Annotated in this window: 20 protein-coding genes and 1 pseudogene; 10 read left to right on the top strand and 11 right to left on the bottom strand. The window is 66.7% G+C overall.

Annotated features, from left to right (window positions below):
• Nucleotides 1-4: 4 nt before the first annotated feature.
• The 3 genes from ACZY1F_RS05560 to ACZY1F_RS05550 all read left to right on the top strand — a co-directional run bounded on the left by ACZY1F_RS05560 (nucleotide 5) and on the right by ACZY1F_RS05550 (nucleotide 5,841).
• A complete protein-coding gene (locus ACZY1F_RS05560; RefSeq protein ID WP_463940710.1) occupies nucleotides 5-1,330 on the top strand; it encodes a rhodanese-like domain-containing protein in 1,326 nt (441 codons plus the stop codon).
• Between the two features lie 102 nt (nucleotides 1,331-1,432).
• Nucleotides 1,433-4,936: a PAS domain-containing hybrid sensor histidine kinase/response regulator gene (locus ACZY1F_RS05555; RefSeq protein WP_463940709.1), complete on the top strand. Its 3,504-nt coding sequence runs from the start codon at nucleotides 1,433-1,435 to the stop codon at nucleotides 4,934-4,936.
• Entirely contained in the window at nucleotides 4,933-5,841 is a 909-nt protein-coding gene (locus ACZY1F_RS05550) for a GGDEF domain-containing protein (RefSeq protein WP_463940708.1), read from the top strand. The genes ACZY1F_RS05555 and ACZY1F_RS05550 overlap by 4 nt, the downstream gene beginning before the upstream one ends.
• A gap of 30 nt (nucleotides 5,842-5,871) precedes the next feature.
• Here the strand turns inward: ACZY1F_RS05550 and ACZY1F_RS05545 are convergent, their stop codons facing one another.
• Nucleotides 5,872-6,396 carry a hypothetical protein gene (locus ACZY1F_RS05545; RefSeq protein WP_463940707.1) on the bottom strand — a complete coding sequence of 175 codons (525 nt, stop codon included), beginning with the start codon at nucleotides 6,394-6,396 and terminating at the stop codon, nucleotides 5,872-5,874.
• 209 nt (nucleotides 6,397-6,605) lie between these two features.
• Between ACZY1F_RS05545 and ACZY1F_RS05540 the strand changes: the two genes are divergently transcribed.
• Nucleotides 6,606-7,157, top strand: coding sequence for a dihydrofolate reductase family protein (locus tag ACZY1F_RS05540; RefSeq protein WP_463940706.1), 552 nt, complete (start codon nucleotides 6,606-6,608; stop codon nucleotides 7,155-7,157).
• Nucleotides 7,158-7,172: 15 nt separating this feature from the next.
• Here ACZY1F_RS05540 and ACZY1F_RS05535 read toward each other — a convergent pair whose 3' ends face one another.
• The gene (locus ACZY1F_RS05535; protein ID WP_463940705.1) at nucleotides 7,173-8,585 is read right to left on the bottom strand and encodes an aminotransferase-like domain-containing protein; all 1,413 of its coding nucleotides are present in this window, start codon (nucleotides 8,583-8,585) and stop codon (nucleotides 7,173-7,175) included.
• On the opposite strand from ACZY1F_RS05535, the gene ACZY1F_RS05530 reads away from it, so the two are divergent.
• The 3 genes from ACZY1F_RS05530 (at nucleotide 8,584) to ACZY1F_RS05520 (ending at nucleotide 11,258) form a co-directional block, all read left to right on the top strand.
• Nucleotides 8,584-9,576, top strand: a complete 993-nt coding sequence (locus tag ACZY1F_RS05530) for a DMT family transporter (protein WP_463940704.1) — start codon at nucleotides 8,584-8,586, stop codon at nucleotides 9,574-9,576. The genes ACZY1F_RS05535 and ACZY1F_RS05530 overlap by 2 nt on opposite strands.
• A gap of 4 nt (nucleotides 9,577-9,580) precedes the next feature.
• Nucleotides 9,581-10,210, top strand: coding sequence for an FMN-binding negative transcriptional regulator (locus ACZY1F_RS05525; RefSeq protein WP_463940703.1), 630 nt, complete (start codon nucleotides 9,581-9,583; stop codon nucleotides 10,208-10,210).
• A 271-nt stretch (nucleotides 10,211-10,481) separates the two neighbouring features.
• Nucleotides 10,482-11,258 carry a hypothetical protein gene (locus ACZY1F_RS05520; protein WP_463940702.1) on the top strand — a complete coding sequence of 259 codons (777 nt, stop codon included), beginning with the start codon at nucleotides 10,482-10,484 and terminating at the stop codon, nucleotides 11,256-11,258.
• Between the two features lie 88 nt (nucleotides 11,259-11,346).
• On the opposite strand, the gene ACZY1F_RS05515 is transcribed toward ACZY1F_RS05520, so the two are convergent.
• Complete coding sequence (locus tag ACZY1F_RS05515) at nucleotides 11,347-11,484, bottom strand: hypothetical protein (protein ID WP_463940701.1); 138 nt, start codon at nucleotides 11,482-11,484, stop codon at nucleotides 11,347-11,349.
• Between ACZY1F_RS05515 and ACZY1F_RS05510 the strand changes: the two are divergent.
• Nucleotides 11,484-11,594, top strand: a pseudogene (locus tag ACZY1F_RS05510) (helix-turn-helix domain-containing protein); the annotation flags it as partial. The gene ACZY1F_RS05515 and the pseudogene ACZY1F_RS05510 overlap by 1 nt on opposite strands.
• Before the next feature lie 40 nt (nucleotides 11,595-11,634).
• Here the strand turns inward: ACZY1F_RS05510 and mmuM are convergent.
• Nucleotides 11,635-12,597: a homocysteine S-methyltransferase gene (gene mmuM / locus ACZY1F_RS05505; protein ID WP_463940700.1), complete on the bottom strand. Its 963-nt coding sequence runs from the start codon at nucleotides 12,595-12,597 to the stop codon at nucleotides 11,635-11,637.
• A gap of 128 nt (nucleotides 12,598-12,725) precedes the next feature.
• On the opposite strand from mmuM, the gene ACZY1F_RS05500 reads away from it, so the two are divergent.
• Nucleotides 12,726-13,487 carry an IclR family transcriptional regulator gene (locus ACZY1F_RS05500; RefSeq protein WP_463940699.1) on the top strand — a complete coding sequence of 254 codons (762 nt, stop codon included), beginning with the start codon at nucleotides 12,726-12,728 and terminating at the stop codon, nucleotides 13,485-13,487.
• Between the two features lie 131 nt (nucleotides 13,488-13,618).
• On the opposite strand, the gene ACZY1F_RS05495 is transcribed toward ACZY1F_RS05500, so the two are convergent.
• The 7 genes from ACZY1F_RS05495 to ACZY1F_RS05465 form a co-directional block, all read right to left on the bottom strand.
• Nucleotides 13,619-14,164 carry a hypothetical protein gene (locus ACZY1F_RS05495; RefSeq protein WP_463940698.1) on the bottom strand — a complete coding sequence of 182 codons (546 nt, stop codon included), beginning with the start codon at nucleotides 14,162-14,164 and terminating at the stop codon, nucleotides 13,619-13,621.
• Nucleotides 14,161-14,922: an IclR family transcriptional regulator gene (locus ACZY1F_RS05490; protein ID WP_463940697.1), complete on the bottom strand. Its 762-nt coding sequence runs from the start codon at nucleotides 14,920-14,922 to the stop codon at nucleotides 14,161-14,163. Before ACZY1F_RS05490 ends, ACZY1F_RS05495 begins: the two co-directional genes overlap by 4 nt.
• 79 nt (nucleotides 14,923-15,001) lie before the next feature.
• Complete coding sequence (locus tag ACZY1F_RS05485) at nucleotides 15,002-16,465, bottom strand: amino acid permease (protein ID WP_463940696.1); 1,464 nt, start codon at nucleotides 16,463-16,465, stop codon at nucleotides 15,002-15,004.
• A gap of 186 nt (nucleotides 16,466-16,651) precedes the next feature.
• Complete coding sequence (locus tag ACZY1F_RS05480) at nucleotides 16,652-17,470, bottom strand: SDR family NAD(P)-dependent oxidoreductase (protein ID WP_463940695.1); 819 nt, start codon at nucleotides 17,468-17,470, stop codon at nucleotides 16,652-16,654.
• Between the two features lie 95 nt (nucleotides 17,471-17,565).
• Nucleotides 17,566-17,943 carry a hypothetical protein gene (locus tag ACZY1F_RS05475; protein ID WP_463940694.1) on the bottom strand — a complete coding sequence of 126 codons (378 nt, stop codon included), beginning with the start codon at nucleotides 17,941-17,943 and terminating at the stop codon, nucleotides 17,566-17,568.
• A 174-nt stretch (nucleotides 17,944-18,117) separates the two neighbouring features.
• Nucleotides 18,118-19,521, bottom strand: a complete 1,404-nt coding sequence (locus tag ACZY1F_RS05470) for a GntP family permease (protein WP_463940692.1) — start codon at nucleotides 19,519-19,521, stop codon at nucleotides 18,118-18,120.
• Between the two features lie 105 nt (nucleotides 19,522-19,626).
• Nucleotides 19,627-20,190, bottom strand: coding sequence for a gluconokinase (locus tag ACZY1F_RS05465; protein ID WP_463940691.1), 564 nt, complete (start codon nucleotides 20,188-20,190; stop codon nucleotides 19,627-19,629).
• 193 nt (nucleotides 20,191-20,383) lie between these two features.
• Between ACZY1F_RS05465 and ACZY1F_RS05460 the strand changes: the two genes are divergently transcribed.
• Nucleotides 20,384-21,118, top strand: a complete 735-nt coding sequence (locus ACZY1F_RS05460; RefSeq protein ID WP_463940690.1) for a FadR/GntR family transcriptional regulator — start codon at nucleotides 20,384-20,386, stop codon at nucleotides 21,116-21,118.
• Nucleotides 21,119-21,141 lie beyond the last annotated feature (23 nt).

The raw sequence follows: 21,141 nt of genomic DNA, 5'->3' as shown, positions 1-21,141 counted from the left end.
ACCTATGGACGTCGTTGTCATCGAAACACGGCCGCTCGGGGACCGCAGCTACCTGGTCCACGACGGCGAGGTGGCCCTGGTCATCGATCCGCAGCGGGACACGGACCGGGTGGAGGCCGCGGCCGCGGAGGCCAACGTGCGGATCACACACGTTGCCGATACCCACCTGCACAACGACTACCTCACCGGCGGGCTCATCCTCGCCCGCTCGCACGGTGCCGAGTATCTTGTCAGCGCAAGCGAAGACGTCGGGTTTGAACGCACACCAATGGCCGACGGCGGGACGGTCCAGGTGGGCCGGCTTACCGTGAAGGCCGTGGCCACTCCCGGCCACACCCACCACCACCTCAGCTATGTGGTCAGCGACGGCGGGCAGCAGGCCGTGTTCTCGGGCGGCAGCCTGCTGTACGGGTCGGTGGGCAGGACGGACCTGGTCAGCGACGAGGACACGGAACGGCTCACCCACGCCCAGTACTCCTCGGTCCGCAGCCTGGCCGCCGAGGCCAAGCCGGACGCTGCCCTCTACCCCACACACGGGTTCGGTTCGTTCTGTTCATCCGGGCCGGCGTCGAGCGTCCACGCCTCCACCATTGCCGAACAGCAGGAAACCAACCACGCGTTCACCGACGCCAGTGAGGACCACTTTGTCCGGGAGCTCATCAACAACCTGACCGCCTACCCGTCCTACTACGCACACATGGCCCCCGCGAACCGGACGGGGCCGGAGCCGGCGGACCTCACCGTGCCGGAATCCGTGGAGCCGGCGGAACTCAGCCGCCGGCTCGCGGACGGCGAATGGGTGGTGGACCTGCGCCACCGGGTGGCCTTCGCCAGCAGCCATCTGCAGGGCTCGGTGAGTTTCGAGTACGGCCGCGGCTCCAGTTTCACCGCTTACCTGGGGTGGGTCCTGCCCTGGAACCAGCAGCTCACTCTGGTGGGATCAGTAGAGGACGTCGAAAAGGCCATCCGGGACCTGTCCCGGATCGGCATCGACTCCCCCGATGCCGCCCTCGGAACGGAACCGTCGGCACTCGCCCCGGGCACCGCCGTCGTGCATTATCCGCGTGTCAACTGGGCCGAAATGCTGTACGGACGCGGGCCCGGGGACGTAGTACTGGATGTCCGCCGGACAGATGAGTACGACGCCGGCCACCTCGCTGGGGCGGTGAACATCCCGCTGCATGAGCTGCTGCAGCGGATGGCCGAAATTCCGGCCGGCACGGTGTGGGTGCACTGCGCCACCGGATACCGCTCCGGGGTGGCGGCAAGCCTGCTGCAGCGCGCGGGCCGGCAGGTAGTTCATGTGGACGCGAAGTACGGCCCTTCTTGAGTTGTGAGGGATATCATAGGGATGCGTCTCTGCCCAGGTCTCGGGCGGGCCCAGGTCTCGGTTTTTTGTGGGTGACGGGCGCGCCTATGGGGAGGGATCCGCGTGTCTCAGACCGGTTTTCTGGAGAAACGTCCCGCCATCAGCAGGAGCACGGCCAGGCTGGGTTGGCTGATCGTGCTTGGTGCTGTGGTGCTGGGCGTACTTGGACTGTATTTTGTCGCCAACAGCGGCACGCCCGCCGCCGTCGTCGCGGGTGATTTCGCCATCCTTATAGCTGCCATCCTGGCGGGCCGCAGCTGCGCCCACGCCGCCTGGCACGGCGGGGTGAACGCCCGGGCCTGGACCCTGATGTCGGCGGCCGCCTACGTATGGGCGGCCGGGCAGCTCGTCTGGACCTACTTCGGCCTCGCCAACAACCACGTCTACCCGTTCCCCTCCCTGGCCGATGCCCTGTTCCTCGCGTATTCGGTGCCGGCCGCCATAGCGCTTTTCAGCTTCAAGCGGCCCGGCGGCACCACCCGGGTGGGGCTGGCCCGGACCGCATTGGACGCGGCGGTGATCGCCGGCGCAGTCCTGGTGATCAGCTGGTATACGGCGCTGGGCCCGGCGTTCAGCGCCGAAGGCGACCTCCTGACCCGGCTCACGTCCATGGGCTACCCCGTGGTGGACGTGGTCATCACGTCGCTGGTGCTGGTCCTGGGGATGCGCCGCCAGCCCGGCGAACGGCTGCCGTGGCTCTGTTTCGGCGGCGGCCTGCTGGTCCTGACCATCACGGACAGCACCTATGTGAGGCTGACGTTCGACGGCGTCACCGGCGTCACCGGGTCCCCGCTCGCATTGGGCTGGATCGGCGCCTTCCTCCTGATTGCGCTGGCACCGCTGCTCCCCTACGCGGAGAACCCCCGGCCGGACCGTAAGGCGTTTGCGCTGGCCCTTGAACTGCTCCCCTACGCGCCGATCTTGGTGGCCATCATGATGATCGCCCAGCCGCACGTCAGCGAGATGAGCGCCTTCCTGCTGGCGGTGGCCAGGATCACTGTGGCCCTCATCCTGGTCCGCCAGGTGCTGATCATCATCGAAAACCTCACCCTCACCACCGGGCTGGAGCAGGAGGTGGCTGCCCGGACGGCGGAGCTGGAGGGACTCGGCGCGATCGTCAACTCCTCCTCGGACGCCATCCTGAGCACCACGCCGGAGGGCGTCATCACCAGCTGGAACCCGGGAGCGCAGCATCAGTACGGCTACACGGCCGAGGAAGCGATTGGCCGCGACGCGCGGTTCCTGCTGGCGCCGGGCAGTATCGCCGCTGCCGCCGAGGTGTTCGACCAGCTCCGCGCCAGCGGCCAAGCGATGAGCTTCGAGATGGAGCACCTGACGAAGGACGGCGCCGCCATTCCTGTATCGATGACCGTCTCCCCCATCCGGGACGAGACCGGCCGGCTCACCGGGTTGGCCACCATCGCCCGGGACATTACCCTGCGCCGGGCCGCCGAGCAGGAGCTGAAAGCGGCGCGGGAAGCAGCTTTGGAATCCAGCAGGCTCAAGTCCGAGTTCCTGGCCACCATGAGCCACGAGATCCGCACCCCCATGAACGGTGTGGTGGGGCTGACCGCACTGCTGCTGGAGACGTCGCTGGACCAGACGCAGAAGCAGTACGCCCAGGGCGTTAAGGGCGCCGGTGAGGCGCTGCTGTCCCTCATCAACGACATCCTGGACTTCTCCAAACTGGAAGCCGGCAAGGTTGACCTGGATATCCGCGCCTTCGATCCCCGCGTCCTCGTGGAGGAAGTGGCGGGCCTGCTGACCGAGCCCGCGCAGGCCAAGAGCCTGGAGCTGATCGCCTACTGCGAACCGGACGTTCCGGCCAGGCTGCACGGTGATTCTGGCCGGATCCGCCAGATCCTGCTGAATCTCGCGTCCAACGCCGTGAAGTTCACGGCGGCCGGGGAAGTTTCCATCCGCGTGACCACCGGTACGCCGGACGCGAAGCCCGGGTCCACCGCCATGCTCTCCTTCGAGGTCCGCGATACCGGCATCGGCATCGACCCTGCGCACCACGCGCGGCTGTTCGAATCCTTCTCCCAGGCGGATGCTTCCACCACACGGCGCTACGGCGGCACCGGACTGGGCCTGGCCATCTGCAGCCGGCTCACTGAGGCCATGGATGGCGAGATCGGCGTGGACAGCGCTCCGGGCGAGGGCAGCACATTCTGGTTCCGCATCCCCGTGCCGGTGGCCCCGCCGTCCATGGATCCTGTGCCGGCCGCCGGTTTCCTCACCGGGCTGCGCGTCCTGGTGGTGGACGACAACGCCACCAACCGCCTGGTGCTGGAGTCCCAGCTGCGCGGCTGGAAGCTGCAACCGGAGGCGGTGCCGGATGCCCGCGCCGCGCTGGCCCGCGCCCACGAAGCCGCAGCAGACGGAGTGCCTTTCCACCTGGCGGTGCTGGACCTCTGCATGCCTGATACCGATGGCCTGGAGCTGGCCCGCGAACTCAAGGCCGACGCCGCGCTGGCGGACATCGAACTGATCATGCTCACGTCCACCATGCAGGTCAACGCCGCCGAGATCGCCAGCGCCGGAGTCCGCGAATGGCTCATGAAACCGGTCCGCAGCTCCGAGTTCTACAACCGGCTGGTCCGGCTGATGTCCACGAGTGAACACCATGCCCCGGCGTTTTCCGCGGTTGGCCGGCCTTCCGATGCTGACCTGTCGGCTGAGTCGTCTGAGTCGTTCGCCGGCTCCTCTGCCGGGCTTTCCCTTGAGGGGAGGCCCCCTGAGCCGTCACGGGGCCGCATCCTGGTGGTGGAGGACAATGAAGTGAACCAGCTGGTGGCCAGGGCCACGGTGACCAAGTTCGGCTACGCGGTGGACGTGGTGGCCGATGGCGCCGAGGCCGTGGCCGCCACCGCCAGCACCCGGTACGCCGCCGTTCTGATGGACTGCCACATGCCGGTGATGGACGGGTTCGAGGCCACCCGCGTCATCCGGCGGCGCGACGGGGCCAGCCATCTTCCCATCATCGCTATGACCGCCGGCGCCCTGGACGGGGACCGGGAACGCTGCCTCGCCTCAGGCATGGACGATTACCTCTCCAAGCCGGTGGACGCCGCCGAACTTGAAGCGGCCCTCGCCCGATGGGTCCCCGAACAGGCGCCGCTCTCTTCGCCGGAAGAGCTGGAGGCTACTCGGCTGGACGACGCTCGCCAGCTTGAGGCGCCTCAGCTGCTGGCTGTCACCGGTGGAGGTGCGCCGGCGCTGGACGCGGACCGGCTCGCCATGTTGCGTGGCCTCGGCCCGGAGGACGGCCTGGGATTGCTTCCCGCAACAACGGAAGCCTTCCGGAAGGACGTTCCCGGACGTCTCGCGGCGTTGCGCGAAGCGGTGGCCGCAGGCGGCGGACCGGCCCTGGCTCAGGCGGCGCACGCACTGAAGGGTGCGGCGGCCAACATCGGCGCCACCGCCGTCGCAAGCCTCTGCGGCGAACTGGAAGACCTAGGACGCAGTGGAGCGCTCGACGGCGGCCCGCAGCTGGTCAGCCGGCTGGAAGCTGAGCTGGTGCGGGCGGACTTTGAACTCGATCTAGCGCTGGCGGTGGCACAGTGAAAGTCCTCGTGGCAGATGACGATCCGGGCTCGCTCCTGGTGGCACGCGCCGCCGTCGAACGTTCCGGCCACGACTGCCTCACGGCAGCCGACGGCGACGAGGCGTGGGCCCTGTATCTGGAACACCAGCCCGATGTTGTGGTCACGGACTGGATGATGCCCGGGATGGATGGACTGGCATTGTGCCGGGCCATCCGGGCACGCGAGGCTGACCTGTACACGTATATCGTGCTGCTGACGTCGCAGGGATCCAGGGACGATGTGCTCGCCGGACTCGAAGCCGGGGCTGACGACTACGTCACCAAGCCGCTGGACCCGTTCGTCCTGCATGCGCGGCTGCTGGTGGCGCTCCGGGTGACCACGCTGCACGCGGACCTGGCCCATTACCGGAAGGTGCTGTCGCAGCAGGCGCGGACCGATCCGCTCACCGGCCTGCACAACCGGCTCAAGCTCTCCGAGGATCTCGAGCAGCTGCATGCGCGCAGCCAGCGGTACACGGAGGGGTACTGCGTGGCCATGTGCGACGTGGACAACTTCAAGAGCTACAACGACATCTACGGGCACCAGGCGGGCGATCTTGCACTTCGGGCCGTGGCGAAGGCACTGGTGGGCGCGGCGCGGAAGAGCGACGGCGTGTACCGGTACGGCGGCGAGGAGTTCCTGCTGGTGCTGCCGAACCAGTCGCAGCTGAACGCCAAATCCTTTGTGGAACGGGCGCTGGACAGTGTGCGCGAGCTGGAGATTGCCCACTCCGGGGATCCGCTGGGCCAGCTGACGCTAAGCGCCGGCATTTCCGCGTTCAGCGCCCAGCACCGGGCCGACGCCGACACGCTCCTGGGCGAAGCCGACGCCGCCCTCTACGCGGCCAAGGCGGCCGGCCGGAACCGGGTGGAGCTGGCACTGTAGCGTTTGGGCCTGACCTGGATTGGCCGGTGGCTATGCGGCTTTTTTGCGCTGCTTGGTTTGAGCCGGCTGCGGCTTACCTGGCTGGTTGTTGCCGGGCTGCTGCTGTTTGCCGGGCTGCTGCTGCACCGGATGGCGCTTGACGGGCTGCTGCTGGGTTACCGGGTGGTGCTGTGCGGGCTGCTTCGGGGCGGACTGCCTTGGGGCTTCGGGCGCAACGGGCTGCGCCGATGCCGGTGCCGAGTTGTCCTGCGCCGTTTCGTCCTCCGCGGCGTCGTGCTCGGCGTTCCAATCGTGCTCCAGCTCAACCAACGCGTACATGCGGTTGCGTCGCCAGCGGCGGACCAGGTCCACACCGGCCAGGATGCCGGCCAGCGGTGTCAGGACTGCCGCGGCGTAGACGAACAGCATCCACGTCAAGGTAGCCATGGGCGGCTGGTTGTTGTTCAGCAGCGAGAGCCCGCCGAACATGGCGATGATCCAGAACAGCAACACTGCCGTCAGCACCGCGGCCGCGGGGAAGTACTGGTTGCGTACGATCTTCTTCAGGGTTTCCATGCATTTTCCTCCTGCCTGGCCGGGGTGCGGTGAGAGGCCGCATGAACACCAGTATGCGGCTGCCGGACCGTGGATTTGTGCAACACGCAGGAGTGGTGACGAACGTAACTGCGGCCAGGTTTCGACAGGCTTAACCACGGGCAGGGGTTCCCTACTGAGGGCACAGCCAATAGCGTGGATGCCAACTGCCCCTGACCTTGGAGGACCCCATGCGCAAAGTCACGTCCGGCCTGTTCCACTCCGTTGACGGCGTCGTCTCAGACCCGTTCCTCTGGCAATTCGACAGCTTCGACGACGGCCTCGGCAAGGGCCTGACCCGCATGATCGAACGTGTGGACACCGTGGTGCTTGGCCGGGTGAGCTACCAGGAGTGGGCCGGCTACTGGCCAACAGCATCGGCGGACGATGACTTCGCGGGCTTCATTAACCCGGTGGAGAAATTCGTGGCCTCCCGGACGCTGACGGAGCCGCTCGAGTGGCAGAACTCCCACCTGATCGAGGGACCGTTGGAAGAATTCGTGGCTGGCCTGAAAGAGCGCGACGGCGGCGAGATCGCCGTCACCGGCAGCATTTCCGTGGTTCGCCAATTGCTGTTTGCCGGTCTGCTGGATGAGCTGACCCTGATCACCCACCCAGTGGTGGCCGGCAGCGGCCGGAAGCTGTTCGAGGACGGCGACCCCGTGACGCGGCTCGGCTTGAAGGACCAGTACCGGACCACAAAGGGCAACGTCGTCAGTACCTACGGGCTGCTGGGCGAGTAGGGACCGCCACTCCCGTCAGTCCCCGTTCCGCTCTATGCACTGGCCAATAATCCGGGCGCCCTCCGGGAATGCGCCCGGATTCGTCCCCGAGTAGTTGAGCCGGATGAACGGGCCTGCCGGTTCGGCCGGGAACCACTCGTTTCCGCCGGCGATGATCACCCCGGCGGTTTCGCAGTCGCGGGTCAGCCGCTCCAGGTCCGTCCCGTCGGGCAGCCGCGCCCACAGGTTCAGGCCGCCCTTGGGCACCTGCTCGATGTGCGCCTGCGGGGCGTGCTGGCGCAGGCTGCTGACCAACAGGTCCCGGCGCGACTCGAGCTGGTGGCGGAGGCTGCGAAGGTGCGTCTGCCACCCGGGCTGCGTCACGACGTCGAGCGCTGCAGCCTGGAGCAGCCCGCTGACATACATCGATTCGGCCGCCCGGTCCGCCAGGATACGCTCCCGCGCCGGGCCGCGGGCGATGACCGCGGCGACGCGGATGGACGGCGAGACACTCTTGGTCAGCGAGCGCAGGTAGACCACGTGGCCGGAGTCGTCGCGGGAGGCGACAGGCACGGGGTTGGAGGTGATGCCGAAATCGTGCGCCCAGTCGTCCTCCACAAGGAACGCCCCCTTTGCGCGCACCACGTCCAGGACCTGTTCGCGCCGTTCAGCCGACCACTGCGCACCGGTGGGGTTGGCGTAGTTGGGCTGCGCGTAGAACAGCCGTGCGCCGGACTCGTCAAAGGCGCGGGCCAGCTCCGCCGGGTCCGGGCCGTCCGGTCCGCTGGGCACCGGGACAACACGCACGCCACCCTGCGCGGCCGCCAGGATGGCACCCCAATAGGACGGCGATTCCATCAGCAGGGGCTGCCCGCGGCCCGCGAGCGCGGTGAAGATGGAGCTGAGCCCGCTTTGGCTTCCGGGAAGTACGACGACGTCACTCGGGTTCGGCGGGGTGGTCCCGGCTGGCGTGGAGGCACCGAGTTCGTGCGCGAACCACGATTGCAGTTCGGGCATTCCGGCCGCGGGCGGACGGGACAGGGCGGCGTCGCCGCGGGCTGCCCGGGCCAAGGCGGCCCGCACCAGCCGCTCCGGCAAGAGTTCACGGTCCGGGTAGCCGGAGTGGAAGGAGATGGCATCGTTGGCCACGCTGCGCATGGTGCTGGAGGCCGGGGGCGGCGGTGCCAGCGGAGAACGGAGGGCCGCCGTCTGCCAGCCGTAGTCCGAGGGCCTGGCGCTCCGGACGGCGCGCACAAAGGTCCCGACACCGGGCCGGCTCTCGATCAGCCCCTGGGCCGTGAGCGTCTGCAGGGCCTTCTGCACCGTCACGGGACCGGCCTGGTACTCGGCCACCAGCGACCGCGTGGACGGCAGCTTCGCACCGGGCGCGGCCGAGGAAATCCAATTCTTCAGGTGCGCCACAATTCGGGAACTGCTATCGTTATTCATGAGAGACAATAGTAGCGCTACTACACTTTTACCGCCAGTGATACCGTCCCACCAGTCCACCGGACTCTGGTGGGGTCTCCTCGGAGTAGCGGCGTTCTCGTTCACGGTTCCGTTCACGAAGGTGGCCGTCGAGTCCCTGTCCCCGCTGTTCATCGGGTCAGGCCGTGCAGTGGTGGCCGCCATCCTCGCCGCCTTCGCCCTCGCCCTCACCCGGCAGCGGCTCCCCCGCGGCACGCAGTGGGCCCGCCTCGCCGTGGTGGCCGGCGGCATTGTGGTCGGGTTTCCCCTGCTGACGTCCTTCGCGCTCACCACCACTCCGGCCAGTCACGGCGCAGTGGTGATCGCCCTGTTGCCCGCCGCTACGGCAGTGGCTGCAGTTCTTCGGGGGCGCGAGCGTCCACGCCTGGCGTTCTGGCTCATCACCGGAGTGGGGGCGCTGGCGGCAATCGCTTTCGCCTCCATGCAGTCCGGCGGATTCGGGCAGCTGCACTCGGCCGATCTGCTGCTTCTCGGCGCAGTGGTGGCCGCGGCCATCGGCTACGCAGAGGGTGGCCTGCTGGCCCGTGAGCTGGGCGCCTGGCAGACCGTGTCCTGGGCGCTGGTGCTGGCGTCACCGCTGATGGTGTTCCTGGTGGCGGTGTCCGTGGCCCAGCAGCCGCCGTCGGGCACACCGGTGCAGTGGCTGGCCTTTGCGTACCTCGGCGTGGTCAGCATGTTCCTCGGCTTCTTCGCCTGGTACCGCGGCCTGGCCATCGGCCCCATAGCCCAGGTCAGCCAGATCCAGCTTGTCCAGCCGGTACTGAGCATCTGCTGGGCGGGCCTCCTGCTCGGTGAATCGCTGACATGGAGCACTATCGTGGGCGGCCTGGCCGTCATCCTCTGCGCGGGCGCCGCGGTCCGCGTCCGGCTCAAGCCGGCACCCGTCCAGCCCGCCGTTCTGCAAGCTGCCGTAACTCACGCCACAAAGCACCTCGAACCCGTAAAGGACTAGCACCATGTACACACCAGCCCATTTTGAAGCCAGCCCCGACGCCATCCAGGAACTGCTGACCAGGCCCGGCGCAGCGAACCTGGTCACCCTGACAACAGGAGGCATGCTCGCCACGCTACTGCCGTTCGTGTACGACCCATCGGTGGGCGAACACGGCGCCCTGCACACGCATGTCGCCAGGAACAACCCAATATGGTCCGAACCGGCCAAGGGAGAGTCCCTGATGATCATCCAGGGCGCGGACGCCTACATTTCGCCGTCCTGGTACGCGTCCAAGGCCGAGCACGGACGCGTGGTCCCCACCTGGAACTACTCGACGGCGCACGTGTACGGCCATCTCGTGATCCACGACGACCCGGAGTGGATCGCCGGCCAGGTCAGGCGGCTCACCGGCATCCACGAAGCGGATTTCGAGCACCCCTGGAGCGTGGACGATGCCCCGGAACGCTACATCTCGGGCCAGCTGCGCGCCATCGTGGGCCTCGAACTGGTTATCACCCGGATCGAGGCGAAGACCAAACTGAGCCAGAACCGGTCAGCGGCGGACGTGGACGGCGTGGTTGCAGGTCTCAGCGCTCGGGGTCAGTCGGACAGCGCCGCCGACGTAGAGCGGGCACGGCCTGAGCGCCCATAGTGTCTGGCCCAACCAAGTAGCGCCATCAGTCGCTTTGGGGCGTCAAAACGACAGATAGCGCTACGTAGCTGCCTCAAATTTGGCGTTTCCTCAGCACTGCTACAGGGCGCTCCCGGCATTTCGGGGGATTGCGTGAGTCGAAACTGATCTCCGTACATTGTCACGAGTTCTGTGCCGGAGGAGACTTGAGGCGACGGCACCCCATCGCGGGCCGCCCGCGGGGCCACCCGGCTGCGGGGCCTCACAGCACCTTGTAGCGGCTGGTGGATCAATGAGTTCTGTGACACAGCTCGAAAAGGCCGGTCAGCGGTCGCGCCATCTCTTGCCCTTGGTGACTGCCGCCCTGATTGCATGTCTCTGCGGGTGCCAGTATGAGCCCGATAACGTCCCCCTCCCGTCCACCAGTTCTCCGACTACTGAGACCCGCACGACCCCGCCACTGCCGGACCGAAGTGGCACCCGCACGGTCCCACCGCTGCCGGAGACTGGAGACATCGTAGCCGGCAAGTACTTCGTCCCCGTCGCCGGCTACACGGAACCTTTCGAGATCACCGTCCCAGACGGCTGGTTTGCTCTCGACGGCGGAAGCCTGGGCAAGGACGACCCGGATCATCCGGCTGAATGGGCCGTCTACATAACTCTTTTGCCTGTCAATTATGTGGCGAAGGACGCATGCACCTGGAGAGGCGCCCTTGCCGATGACGGTCCGTCGGCCGAGGCCTTCGTTGACGCGATGGCGGCTCAGTCGTCAACGGCAAGCACCCCTCCCGTCAACGTCATAATGGGCAATTACTCCGGCTTCGAGTTCGACCACTTCGTCGAGGGCAACGTGGACATGAACGCCTGCGATGGCAGCAAGTTATGCATTTACTCAGAACATACACAAGCCTGCTCACGCTGGTACTCGACTCGGGGCGAACGCGAAACCTACCGGGTGGTCGACGTGAACGGCAAGCGGGCTGTCGTCGCGGTGGGCCATATCGACGAATCGATCAATCCGGAGCTGATGAGAGAGGCGCGCGCCGTCTTCGACTCGATCGTGTTCTAGTCCGACAAGTGACCAGCTGATCCGATAGGCGATCCCGCCCGCGGACGCCGACTCCTTCTCTGGGCCACCGGGGTGTCTGTGGTTCTGGCTAGTGAGTCGCGCCGAGTTCGATGAGGAGGACGCCGGCGATGATGACGATGATTCCGATGCCCATGAGGGCGGTGATCGGTTCTCTGAAGAGCAGGAGGGAGCCATGCGCACCACACGCGGATGCAACCATCACCATTGGTCAAAGCTGGCGAGCCTGCAGCGCAGGTTGCCCGAGATCTCGGAATGTCCCGAACAACCTTCTACAGACGGTCACGAGCACTTAAGGACCAGCAGAGCGACATTTAGCGCCGTAAAAAGACCGCCATTTACCGCTGACATTCACAGGTTAGTCGGCAGCCAGGGAGTCGGCCAGCGCGGCAATGTCCCGGGGCGTGGTGCGGCAGCAGCCTCCGATGATGCGGGCGCCGAGGTCCCGCCAGGCACCGGCTCCGGCTGCAAGGCCATCGGGCCGGGACCTGACCGGCTCAGCGGCACTCTCTGATGAGGGTGCCCACGTCTTGGTGGCGGCGTCGTAGTTTTCGCCGGAGTTCGGATATGTGACCAGCGCCTTGGATCCCGCCTTGCGGAGGGCGGTCAGGGCGGCCGGGACCAGGTGCAGCGGAACGCAGTTCACGCCCATGGCCACAACCCGCGGCTCGGACCCGCAAAGCTCCGCAACCGCAGCCAACGGAGTGCCGTCGCTGATGTGCGCGCCGTCCCGCAGCGAGAAGGAGCACCAGGATTCGACGTCGAGCTCCACGGTCAGTGCCAGCAGCGCCTCTGCTTCGGCGAAGGACGGCAGCGTCTCGCAAGCCAGGAAGTCGGCTCCGGCCTCCACCAGTGCCGCGATGCGGGGGCGGTGGAAATCCTTGAACGCCTCGGCGTCCAGGACGTAGTCCCCGCGGTATTCCGAACCGTCCGCGAGGTAGGCGCCATACGGGCCCACGGAGCCGGCGATCAGCAGCGGCCCGGCCTGAGGATGGACGGCCAAGTGTTCGCGCCGCGCGTCGTCCGCCAGCCGGACCGAGAGCCTGACCAGGTCCAGTGCCGCGTCCTCGGAAAGCCCCCGCCGGGCGAACCCCAGCGGGGTGGCCTGGTAGCTGGCGGTGGTGGCCACGTTGGCGCCGGCCTCGAAGTAGTCCCGGTGCACGTCACGGATCAGCTGCGGCTGCTCCAGCAGGACCTTGGCGGACCATAACGGGTCATCCAGGCTGCAGCCTCGCGCCTCAAGTTCGGTGGCGAGGGCGCCGTCCGCGGTCAGGTGCGCTCCGGCATCAAGCAGGCGGGACAGCGTGGTGTTGCTGGGCATGGCAAGAACTCCGGAGGTCGGTGGCAGGACGGGCGCCGCTTGTTCATCATAAGCAATTGAAGATGCTGTTAAAGAGCATAGCGAACTGTGACCTACCTGGATCGGACAGCTCCATTAGACTCTGGCCTATGTCGAAAACCTCCAGCATGGGCCGCGGCATGCTGGCCATCCTGGCTCTGGGTGCACGGCATGAGGCCGGACTTCCGGGTGGGACCGTGGCGGGGATCGCTGCGGACCTGGACAAAGACCGCAGCCAGGTGTCCCGGAACCTCCGCACCGGTGAACAGGAAGGTTTCCTCGGCCGGACCGGCGAGCGAACGTACACCCTGGATTGGTCCATCCTGACCGATGCCCAGCAGCTGACAACGCAGCGGCTGCACACCGACGGCGCCGTGGCACTGGACCGGCTGGCCCGCGGCACCGACGAGGGGTGCTTCTTGGGCGTGCTGCACGGCGCGAGCACCGTAACCATCGGCGAAAGCGTTCCGGCCAGCAGCAACCTGGTGGGCTCATGGCTGGGAAGGCCCTACCCCGCGTACTGCAGTGACGCCGGCCAGGCTGTTCTGTGGGAGTCGTCGGAAGCGGAAGTGCGAACCGTTTTCGCTGACGTGGATTTTGTACGGCACGGCCCCAATACCCCGTCCGACGTCGGCGATTTCCTCGTGCGGCTGGCTGCGGCGAGGGTGCGTGGTTACTCATTGGTGGATCAGGAAGCGGAGCCCGGGCTCTATCCGCTGGCCGCCCCCGTCCGGGATTTCAAAGGGGACGTGGCGGCGGCGCTGCAGATCGTGGGGACCAAGGCCCGCCTGGAGCCGCGCCGGACCGAGTTCGCGACGGCGCTGATGGAGCAGGGACGTTGGCTTGAAGCCAGGCTTGCCTACCTGCCCTAGGAAAGCAGCCGGCGGCTCAACGCCGCTGGCCGAACGGATCATCGGCGGAGCGATTTCCGCCCGATTTTTCCCGAGTATTACGGCGACCCCACGGCTCCGCGGTGGTCACTCAAGGCATGCCGGCGAGTTCGTCAGCGCCCAGCGGGGAGCTGGTAGATCGCCACGTGGATCTTTCCCGGGTCTTTCGGCGGGATGACTACCCGGAATGCCGGCCCCCGTCCTGAGTCTGTGTCTTTGGAACACAGGGTGGAACCCGGCTCAATCCCGACGCCGCGCAGCACCTTCGCGTCCGGGGCAACGATCTCCGCATTGGGGGCCACCATCGAACCCGCCGACACACAGATGGACTTCATCTCCTCAGTGTTGGCCGTGAAACTCGTCAGGGAAGCAACGGCAAAAGGCTCAAGCGGAGTCTGGTCCACCGCAATGCCGTCGGCACTCGCCGGAAGGCTGAGGTCCAGCGGTGCAAAAAGCGCTGCCGCCAGGCTGCTTGCGTCGCCGGGGGCAGGGGACTCCATGGTCACGTCAGGTCCTGTCGTCGTAGTGCCGGAGGCTTCCAAACGGGTGTCTGCCGGTGTCGTGCCTCCCGGCCGCGCGACACCGGGGGCGGCGCATCCGGCCAGCAAGATGCCGGTCACTGCCAGGGCCGCCGTCGCCATTCCTTTGCGCGCCATCACTTGGGGAGTGCGCCCAGGCGGTCCGCGGCATCGTGCAGGGCAGCGGCAATGCCGCCAGCATCATGGCCCACTTCGGCCCGGGGTCCCAGCACACTGAGGGCGGCCAGGACGTTGCCGCCGGCGTCGCGGACCGGGACGGCGAGCTCCAGGATGTCGTGCTCAAATTCCTCGTCCGCGGTGATGTAGCCGCGTGACAGGTCACGGACCATCAGCTCCCGGACCTCATCGATGGAGTGCGCGGCGCCGGGGCCTCCCACCCCGATGAAGTTCACCTCGCGCAGCAACTCGTCCAGGGCGGGCCGGCCATGGTCGCAGAGCAAAGCCCTGCCGGCGCCGGTGCACCACACCGGTGTCACCATGCCGGGCGCAACGAAACTGCCCAGGCCGGCATCGTTGCTGGAGGCGCGCAGCAAGATGGCCCGGAAACCGTCCCGGACGGAGAGCCGCGCCCGCAGCCCCCGGGACGAAACCAAGGACTCGAGTTCGGACTTGGCTTCGCGCACCCAGCCCGTGTTGAGTGAGGCGGCAACGCCGAAGTACCGGGGCCCGGTCCGGAACGGTCCCCGGTCCACCCGCTCCAACAGGCCCAGCTCGCACAGTTCCTGCGTCAGCCGGGACACCCGGCTCTGGTCCATCTCCAGCTCGGCCGACAGCTGGGAAACGCCCAGCAGCTGCCGCCCGCGTTTCTCCCGGTCAACCACCAGCCGGACAACCCGGAGCCCTTGCGCCAATGATGACGCTTCAGCGGACGAATCCACGCGTATTACCCCTCACTGCCGGTGCCCGCCCCATTCTTCCACGGCTGCAGGGCGCGTTGTCAGCGGTGACCTGAACTGGTTACTGGACTGCCGTCGTCGGCCGTTTCCGGCCGTGCCGGAAGTAGAAGTAGGCGTAGCAGGCGGCAACGAACGGGATGCCGAAGTAGAGGGCGGCCACCTGGTTGGGGTCCAGGGCGATGCCCACGAGCGAGATGACGCACATGCTGAACGCCAGGATGGGCACCAGCGGGAACAGCGGGGCCTTGTAGGCCAGTGCCGAGACGTCGCCGCCGCCACGCACAAAGGCGCGCCGGTGGAAGAAGTGCGAGGCCGTGATGGACATCCACACGCCCACCACGGCGAATCCGGCCACGGACACGAGCACCAGGTACACCGTTTCCGGGGCCACCACGCTGCTGATGAGGGACGCAATGCCGCCCACCATACTCACCGACAGGGCGATCAGCGGGATGCCCCGGCGGGTGAGGCGCTTGAAGGCCTGGGGCGCGTGGCCCTCATCGGCCAGGGAGTAGAGCATTCTGGCGCAGGAGAAGAGGCCGCTGTTGCCGGCGGAGAGCAGGGCTGTGATGATGACGAAGTTCATGATGTCCGCTGCGAACGGGATCCCGATGGCGGAGAAGACCGTAACGAAGGGGCTCTCGTCCAGGCCCACGTCGTTGTAGGGGATGGTGGCTGCGATGACGGCGATGGCGCCGACGAAGAAGATCAGCAGCCGGATCACTGTGGTGCGCATGGCTTTGGGGATACTGGTGGCGGGGTCCTTGGTTTCGCCCGCTGCCACGCCGATCAGTTCCGACCCGGAGAAGGCATAGAAGACAGCGAGCACGGTGACCAGCACGCCGGTGAAGCCGTTGGGGAAGAGCCCGCCGGCCGTGTTGAAGTTCTCGAAGAGGAACGGGTGGCTGCCGCCGTCGCTGAGCGGACGGAAGCCGAACAGCGCGGCGCTGCCGAGGACGATCAGGCCGATGATGGCGCCCACCTTGACGATGGCGAACCAGAATTCGGATTCGCCGAAGAACTTGGCGGACACCGCGTTAAAGGCGAAAAGCACTGCCGCGAAAACCAGGCACCAGATCCACACGTCAACGTCCGGGAACCAGCGCTGCATAAGCAGCCCGGACGCGGTGAATTCGGAGCCGATGGCCACTGCCCAGCAGAGCCAGTACAGCCAGGCGGTGGCGAATCCGGTGGCAGGCCCGATGGAGCGGGCGGCGTAGATGTGGAACGCGCCGGAAACCGGATAGGCGATTGCCAGCTCACCCAGGCATGCCATCACCAGGTACACCACAAACGCGCCCACCAGATAGGCGAGCACCGCGCCCAGCGGACCGGCCTGGGAAATGGTGTAGCCCGAGCTGAGGAACAGGCCGGATCCGATGACGCCGCCCATGGCGATCATCACCAGGTGCCTGGTGCCCATGGATCTGCGGAGTCCGGGTTGGGCCGGCGGAGGTCCGGCGGGCTTCGAGTCGGGCGTCGCGTCGGGCGTCGCGTCGATCGTCAGGGGTGATGGGGTTTCCACGGGCGTCTCCAGGAGGCATGGTCGGCAGGTGTGCGGGCGCACTCCCCTGTCCCGTCCCGGGTACCGAAGATATGCGCGTCAACAGAGAGAAATTAGCACAATCACCGAATTACGCTCGCTAAAATCATGCGAACTTGTTCATATTGCACACTTGTTACCTCGGGTGACCCGCCGGCGGTTGGAAACTCAGGCTGCGACGAGTGCCTCGCTGGCCTCCCACAAACCCTGTGCCAGCTCGGCGTCGTACGCCTGGGCGTTGGCCTTGGCCAGTGCGCGCTTGGCGTAGTAGGCGCCGGAGATCCAGTCGGTCCCGGCGGTGCCGTTGATGAGCCAAAGCAGGGTGTCGGCGCCCTGGTCCGGGGTGAGCATAAAGCGGTTGAGCAGCGTCTTGTAGGCGTGCCGCATAGGGCTGGTGGACTCCGCCGCGAAGTTGGTGCGGACCACGCCGGGGTGGAACGCCGCCGTCGTGATTCCCTGCTCGCCGAAGCGGCGGTGGAGCTCGGACGTGAAGAGGATGTTGGCGAGTTTGGCGGTGCCGTAGGCGCGGTTGGTGGAGTAGGTGTGCTCCGACTTGAGGTCGAAAAGGTCCATTTTGCCGAAGCCGTTGGCCGCGCTGGCAGTGTTGATGACCTTGGCGTTGCTGGCAGTGAGGACGTCCATCAGCTCGGTGGTGAGCAGGAAGGGCGCCAGGTGGTTGATCTGGAAGGTGGATTCGTTACCGTCCACGGTGAGCTGGCGCTTTCCCATGATGCCGCCGGCGTTGTTGGCCAGGACGTCGATACGTTCGTAGTCGTCCCGGAGCTGCGCGGCGAGGGTGCGGACCTGGTCCAGCTCGGCGAAGTCGCTGACGAAGTAGTCGGCGTTGAGTTCCTTCGCGATGGCCTGCGTTTTCTCCTCGGAACGGCCGACGACGACCACCCGGTCGCCTGCCTGCGTCAGTGTCCGCGCGGCTGCCGCGCCGATGCCGTCGCTGGCGCCGGTGATCACAATGGTGCGTTGGGTCAAGGGGTGTCCTTTGGTTGAGGCAGAACGGGATGGGCTGCCTCTGGCACAACGACGGCGGGACGGCCGGTGTTCCCCGGGCGCTGCCGTCGGGTAGCTCACGCTTCCTGTTCGGGCTTCAGCTCCCGGACAACGGGGCTGTTCGCCGCGGGCCGCCGCCCCAGCGCCAGCGTCACTTTTGCCAGCCAGCGCCGCCCAACGGCCTGATTTACACCCACCAGGACGAATATTCCGAGCCAGACGATCAGCGCAATATCCTTCGACGCCTGGAACTCGGCGTAGCTGGGATGGCCGGGGCCCACCCTTCCCGTGAGCAGGGGGAACCACAGATCGATGGCCCGGTACGTGGCCAGGCAGAAGCCCGCGATGAGGATCCATCCGACGATGCTGAAAAGTAGGCCGATGCGCCTCAGCCTCTTACATCGGCTGTCCCAGGATGCCGGCGATATTTCGGGCATCCGTGTTGTCTCTTCCATATGGCCCCCAAGTTCCTGTCACGCGCATCCAAGGTGTTCGCGCCTGCAATATTGTCCACCATCAGGCGCGGAGCCAAGGGGACCTCCGGAGTACGACGACGGCGGGGCGCCCAGAATTTCTCTGGACGCCCCGCCGCGGTACTTCAGTCAGCCGTGGCTGGCGGATGCAGCGCGCTAACCTGCCACGCCGGCTAGCAGGAAGATGACCGCCGCGATTGCGAAGCCCATAACGCCGATGAGGGTTTCCATCACGGTCCAGGTCTTCAGCGTGGTCTTGACGTCCATGCCGAAGAACCGTCCCACCATCCAGAAGCCGGCATCGTTCACGTGTGAGACCACCACGGAACCTGCGGCCGCGGCGATGACCATTGCGGCCACCTGCATGCCGGTCAGCCCTGCGGCGGCAACAGCGGGGGCGATCAGGCCCGCGGTGGTGGTCAGGGCCACGGTGGCGGACCCCTGGGCGATGCGCAGGATGGACGAGATCAGGAAAGCTGCCAGGATCAGCGGGATGCCCAGGTTGCCCAGCACTTCGGCCAGGGCCGCGCCAATGCCTGAAGCCCGGAGCACGCCGCCGAACATGCCGCCCGCGCCGGTGATCAGGATGACAGAGCAGACGGGGCCCAGCGAAGATTCGAGGAGGTCTTCCAGGACGCCGTTGTGGACCCCGCGGCGGGCCCCGAGCACATACATCGCCACGAAGACGGTGATGAGCAGCGCCACCGGGGTTTCGCCCAGCGTGCGCAGCAGCTGGAACCATTGTTCGTTTTTGACGGCGTCGGACAGCACGCCGGAGGAAGCCAGGGTGTTCAGGCCGGTGTTGATGAAGATCAGTGCCAGCGGCAGGAGCAGCAGCCCGAGGATGGTGCGGAACCGCGGTGGGTGCGATTCGGCTTCGGCGGTGGCGTGTCCCAGGAGTTCGGGAACCGGGAGTTCCAGCTTCTTGCCGGTCCACAGGCCGAACAGGTAGGCGGTGATGTACCAGGTGGGGATGGCGGTAAGCAGGCCGGCGATCGTGACCAAGCCGATGTTCGCGTCAAAGAAGGCAGCAGCGGAGACCGGGCCCGGGTGCGGCGGCAAGTAGATGTGCATAACGGAGAACGCGCCGGCGGCCGGCAGGCCGTAGCGCAGCACTCCCCCGCCCAGGCGGTGCGCCACGGCGAAGACCACGGGAAGCATAACCACCAGGCCGGCGTCGAAGAAGATCGGGAAGCCGAAGATCAAGGAGGCCAGGCCCAGCGCGAACGGTGCACGCTTTTCACCGAAGATGCCGATCATGTAGTCGGCCAGGACCTTCGCGCCGCCGCTGGTCTCAACGATGCGGCCCAGCATGGCACCCAGGCCCACGAGCAGGGCTACGGTTCCGAGGGTCACTCCGAACCCGTCGATCAGCACCGGCACCACCTTGTTGGCAGGGATACCGGTGGCAAACGCCGTGGCGAGGCTGACCACGATCAGCGCAAGCAGCGCATGCATGCGCATCCTGATAATCAGTACCAGCAGTACGGCGATTGCCGCAGCCGCGATGAGCAGCAGGGGGCCTGCGCCCAGCGTCTGGGTCCATCCTTCGATGACCATGGTTCTCCTTTGAAACAGAACTTCTTGGGGATTGGGGGGATTGGGCCGGCTCAGCAGCCGGGCCAGGTGGCCCGGCTGCTGAGCCGGGATCAGGCGGCGCCGGGTTCAGTCGGCGCTGGGCTCCATGCGGGCGCTCGGCGCCAGTCCGACGGGAAGCTTGAGGCCAGCCAGCACGGCGGTGACGATCTCCTCCGGGGAATTGGAGATGTCCAGGCGGAGGCTGCCGGCGGCAAGTTCGTTGCGGGTCAGCGGTTCCAGGGTGGCCAGCTGGCTGGGCAGGAGCGTGGGTGGCATGAAGTGGCCTTCGCGGCCCTGCATACGCTGGCCGATCAGGTCGGCGCCGCCGTCGAGGTGGATGAACAGGACCCGGCCCTGCGCGCCGGAGAGCAGCTGACGGTAGCTCTGCTTGAGCGCGGAGCAGGTGAGCACTGTACTCTTCCCGGCAGCGGCAGTTGCAGTCATCCACTCCTGGATTTCCCGCAGCCAGGGCCAGCGGTCCTCGTCCTGAAGGGGAATGCCCTGGGTCATCTTGTCGATGTTGGACTGCGGGTGGAACTCGTCCGCTTCGGCGCAGGCCCAGCCAAGCTGCTGGGAAAGCGCTGCCGCAATGGTGGACTTGCCGGAACCGGCAACGCCCATCACCACCAGGTGCGTGGCTGGATACTGCATGTTTTACCTCCGAAGAAGACGCCGTTGGCTAAATGAAGAAAAGCTCGTTACGCATCTCACAAGGAACTGCGCCGGGAAATAAGGTATCACCATTCCGGGCTATAGATACTATCTTTTCGTGTCACAAGTCATACCTTTGAGACTTTTTTGGGTACGATTGGTGGACGCACAGGCGCGGACGAAAGCAGGAAAGATGTCGACGGCGACACCACCGGACGCGGATAACGCGCACGACGGCGGGGCCTCCCCTGCCATGCATGAACGCGTTCTCGAGGCGGTTGGCGTTGCCATCGCGGCCGGGAGCCTTCCGGCGGGCAGCCGCCTGACCCTTGACGGCCTCCAGCAGGAGTACGGCATTTCCCGCACGGTTGCGCGGGACACCATGAAGGTCCTCGAGTCTATGAACCTGGTGTATTCGCGCCGGCGGGTGGGCATTGTGGTCCAGGAGCGCCGGCGGTGGAACGTCTTCGATCCCAAGCTGGTGCGCTGGCGCCTCGCCTCAGCCAACCGCGCCGAGCAGTACAGCAGCCTCACGGAGCTGCGCATCGCCGTCGAGCCCATTGCAGCTGCCGGTGCCGCCCGCCGGGCGAGCGCCGCGGAACGGGCCAGGCTGGGTTTCCTGGCCGCGGAGCTGCGGCGACTGGGCGAAGCGGGCGAACTCGAGGCGTTCCTGGCGGTGGACATCGAGTTCCACTGCCTGCTGCTCGAAAGCTGCGGCAACGAGATGTTCACAGCGCTCGAAGGCATGGTGGCCGAGGTGCTCACCAGCCGGACCAAGCAGGGGCTGATGCCCTTCAAACCGCGCGCCGAAGCGTTGCAGGCCCACGAGGATGTTGCGGCGGCAGTGGCCCGCGGGGACGCGGTGGCGGCGGAGAATGCCGTCCACCACATCCTGGACGAGGTCCGGAACGCGATGGGCCTGCACTAACTCTTTCCGGACGCCTCGTTCCT

Source organism: Pseudarthrobacter xylosi, assembly GCF_055412765.1.
This window is presented reverse-complemented; position numbering and strand designations above follow the sequence as displayed.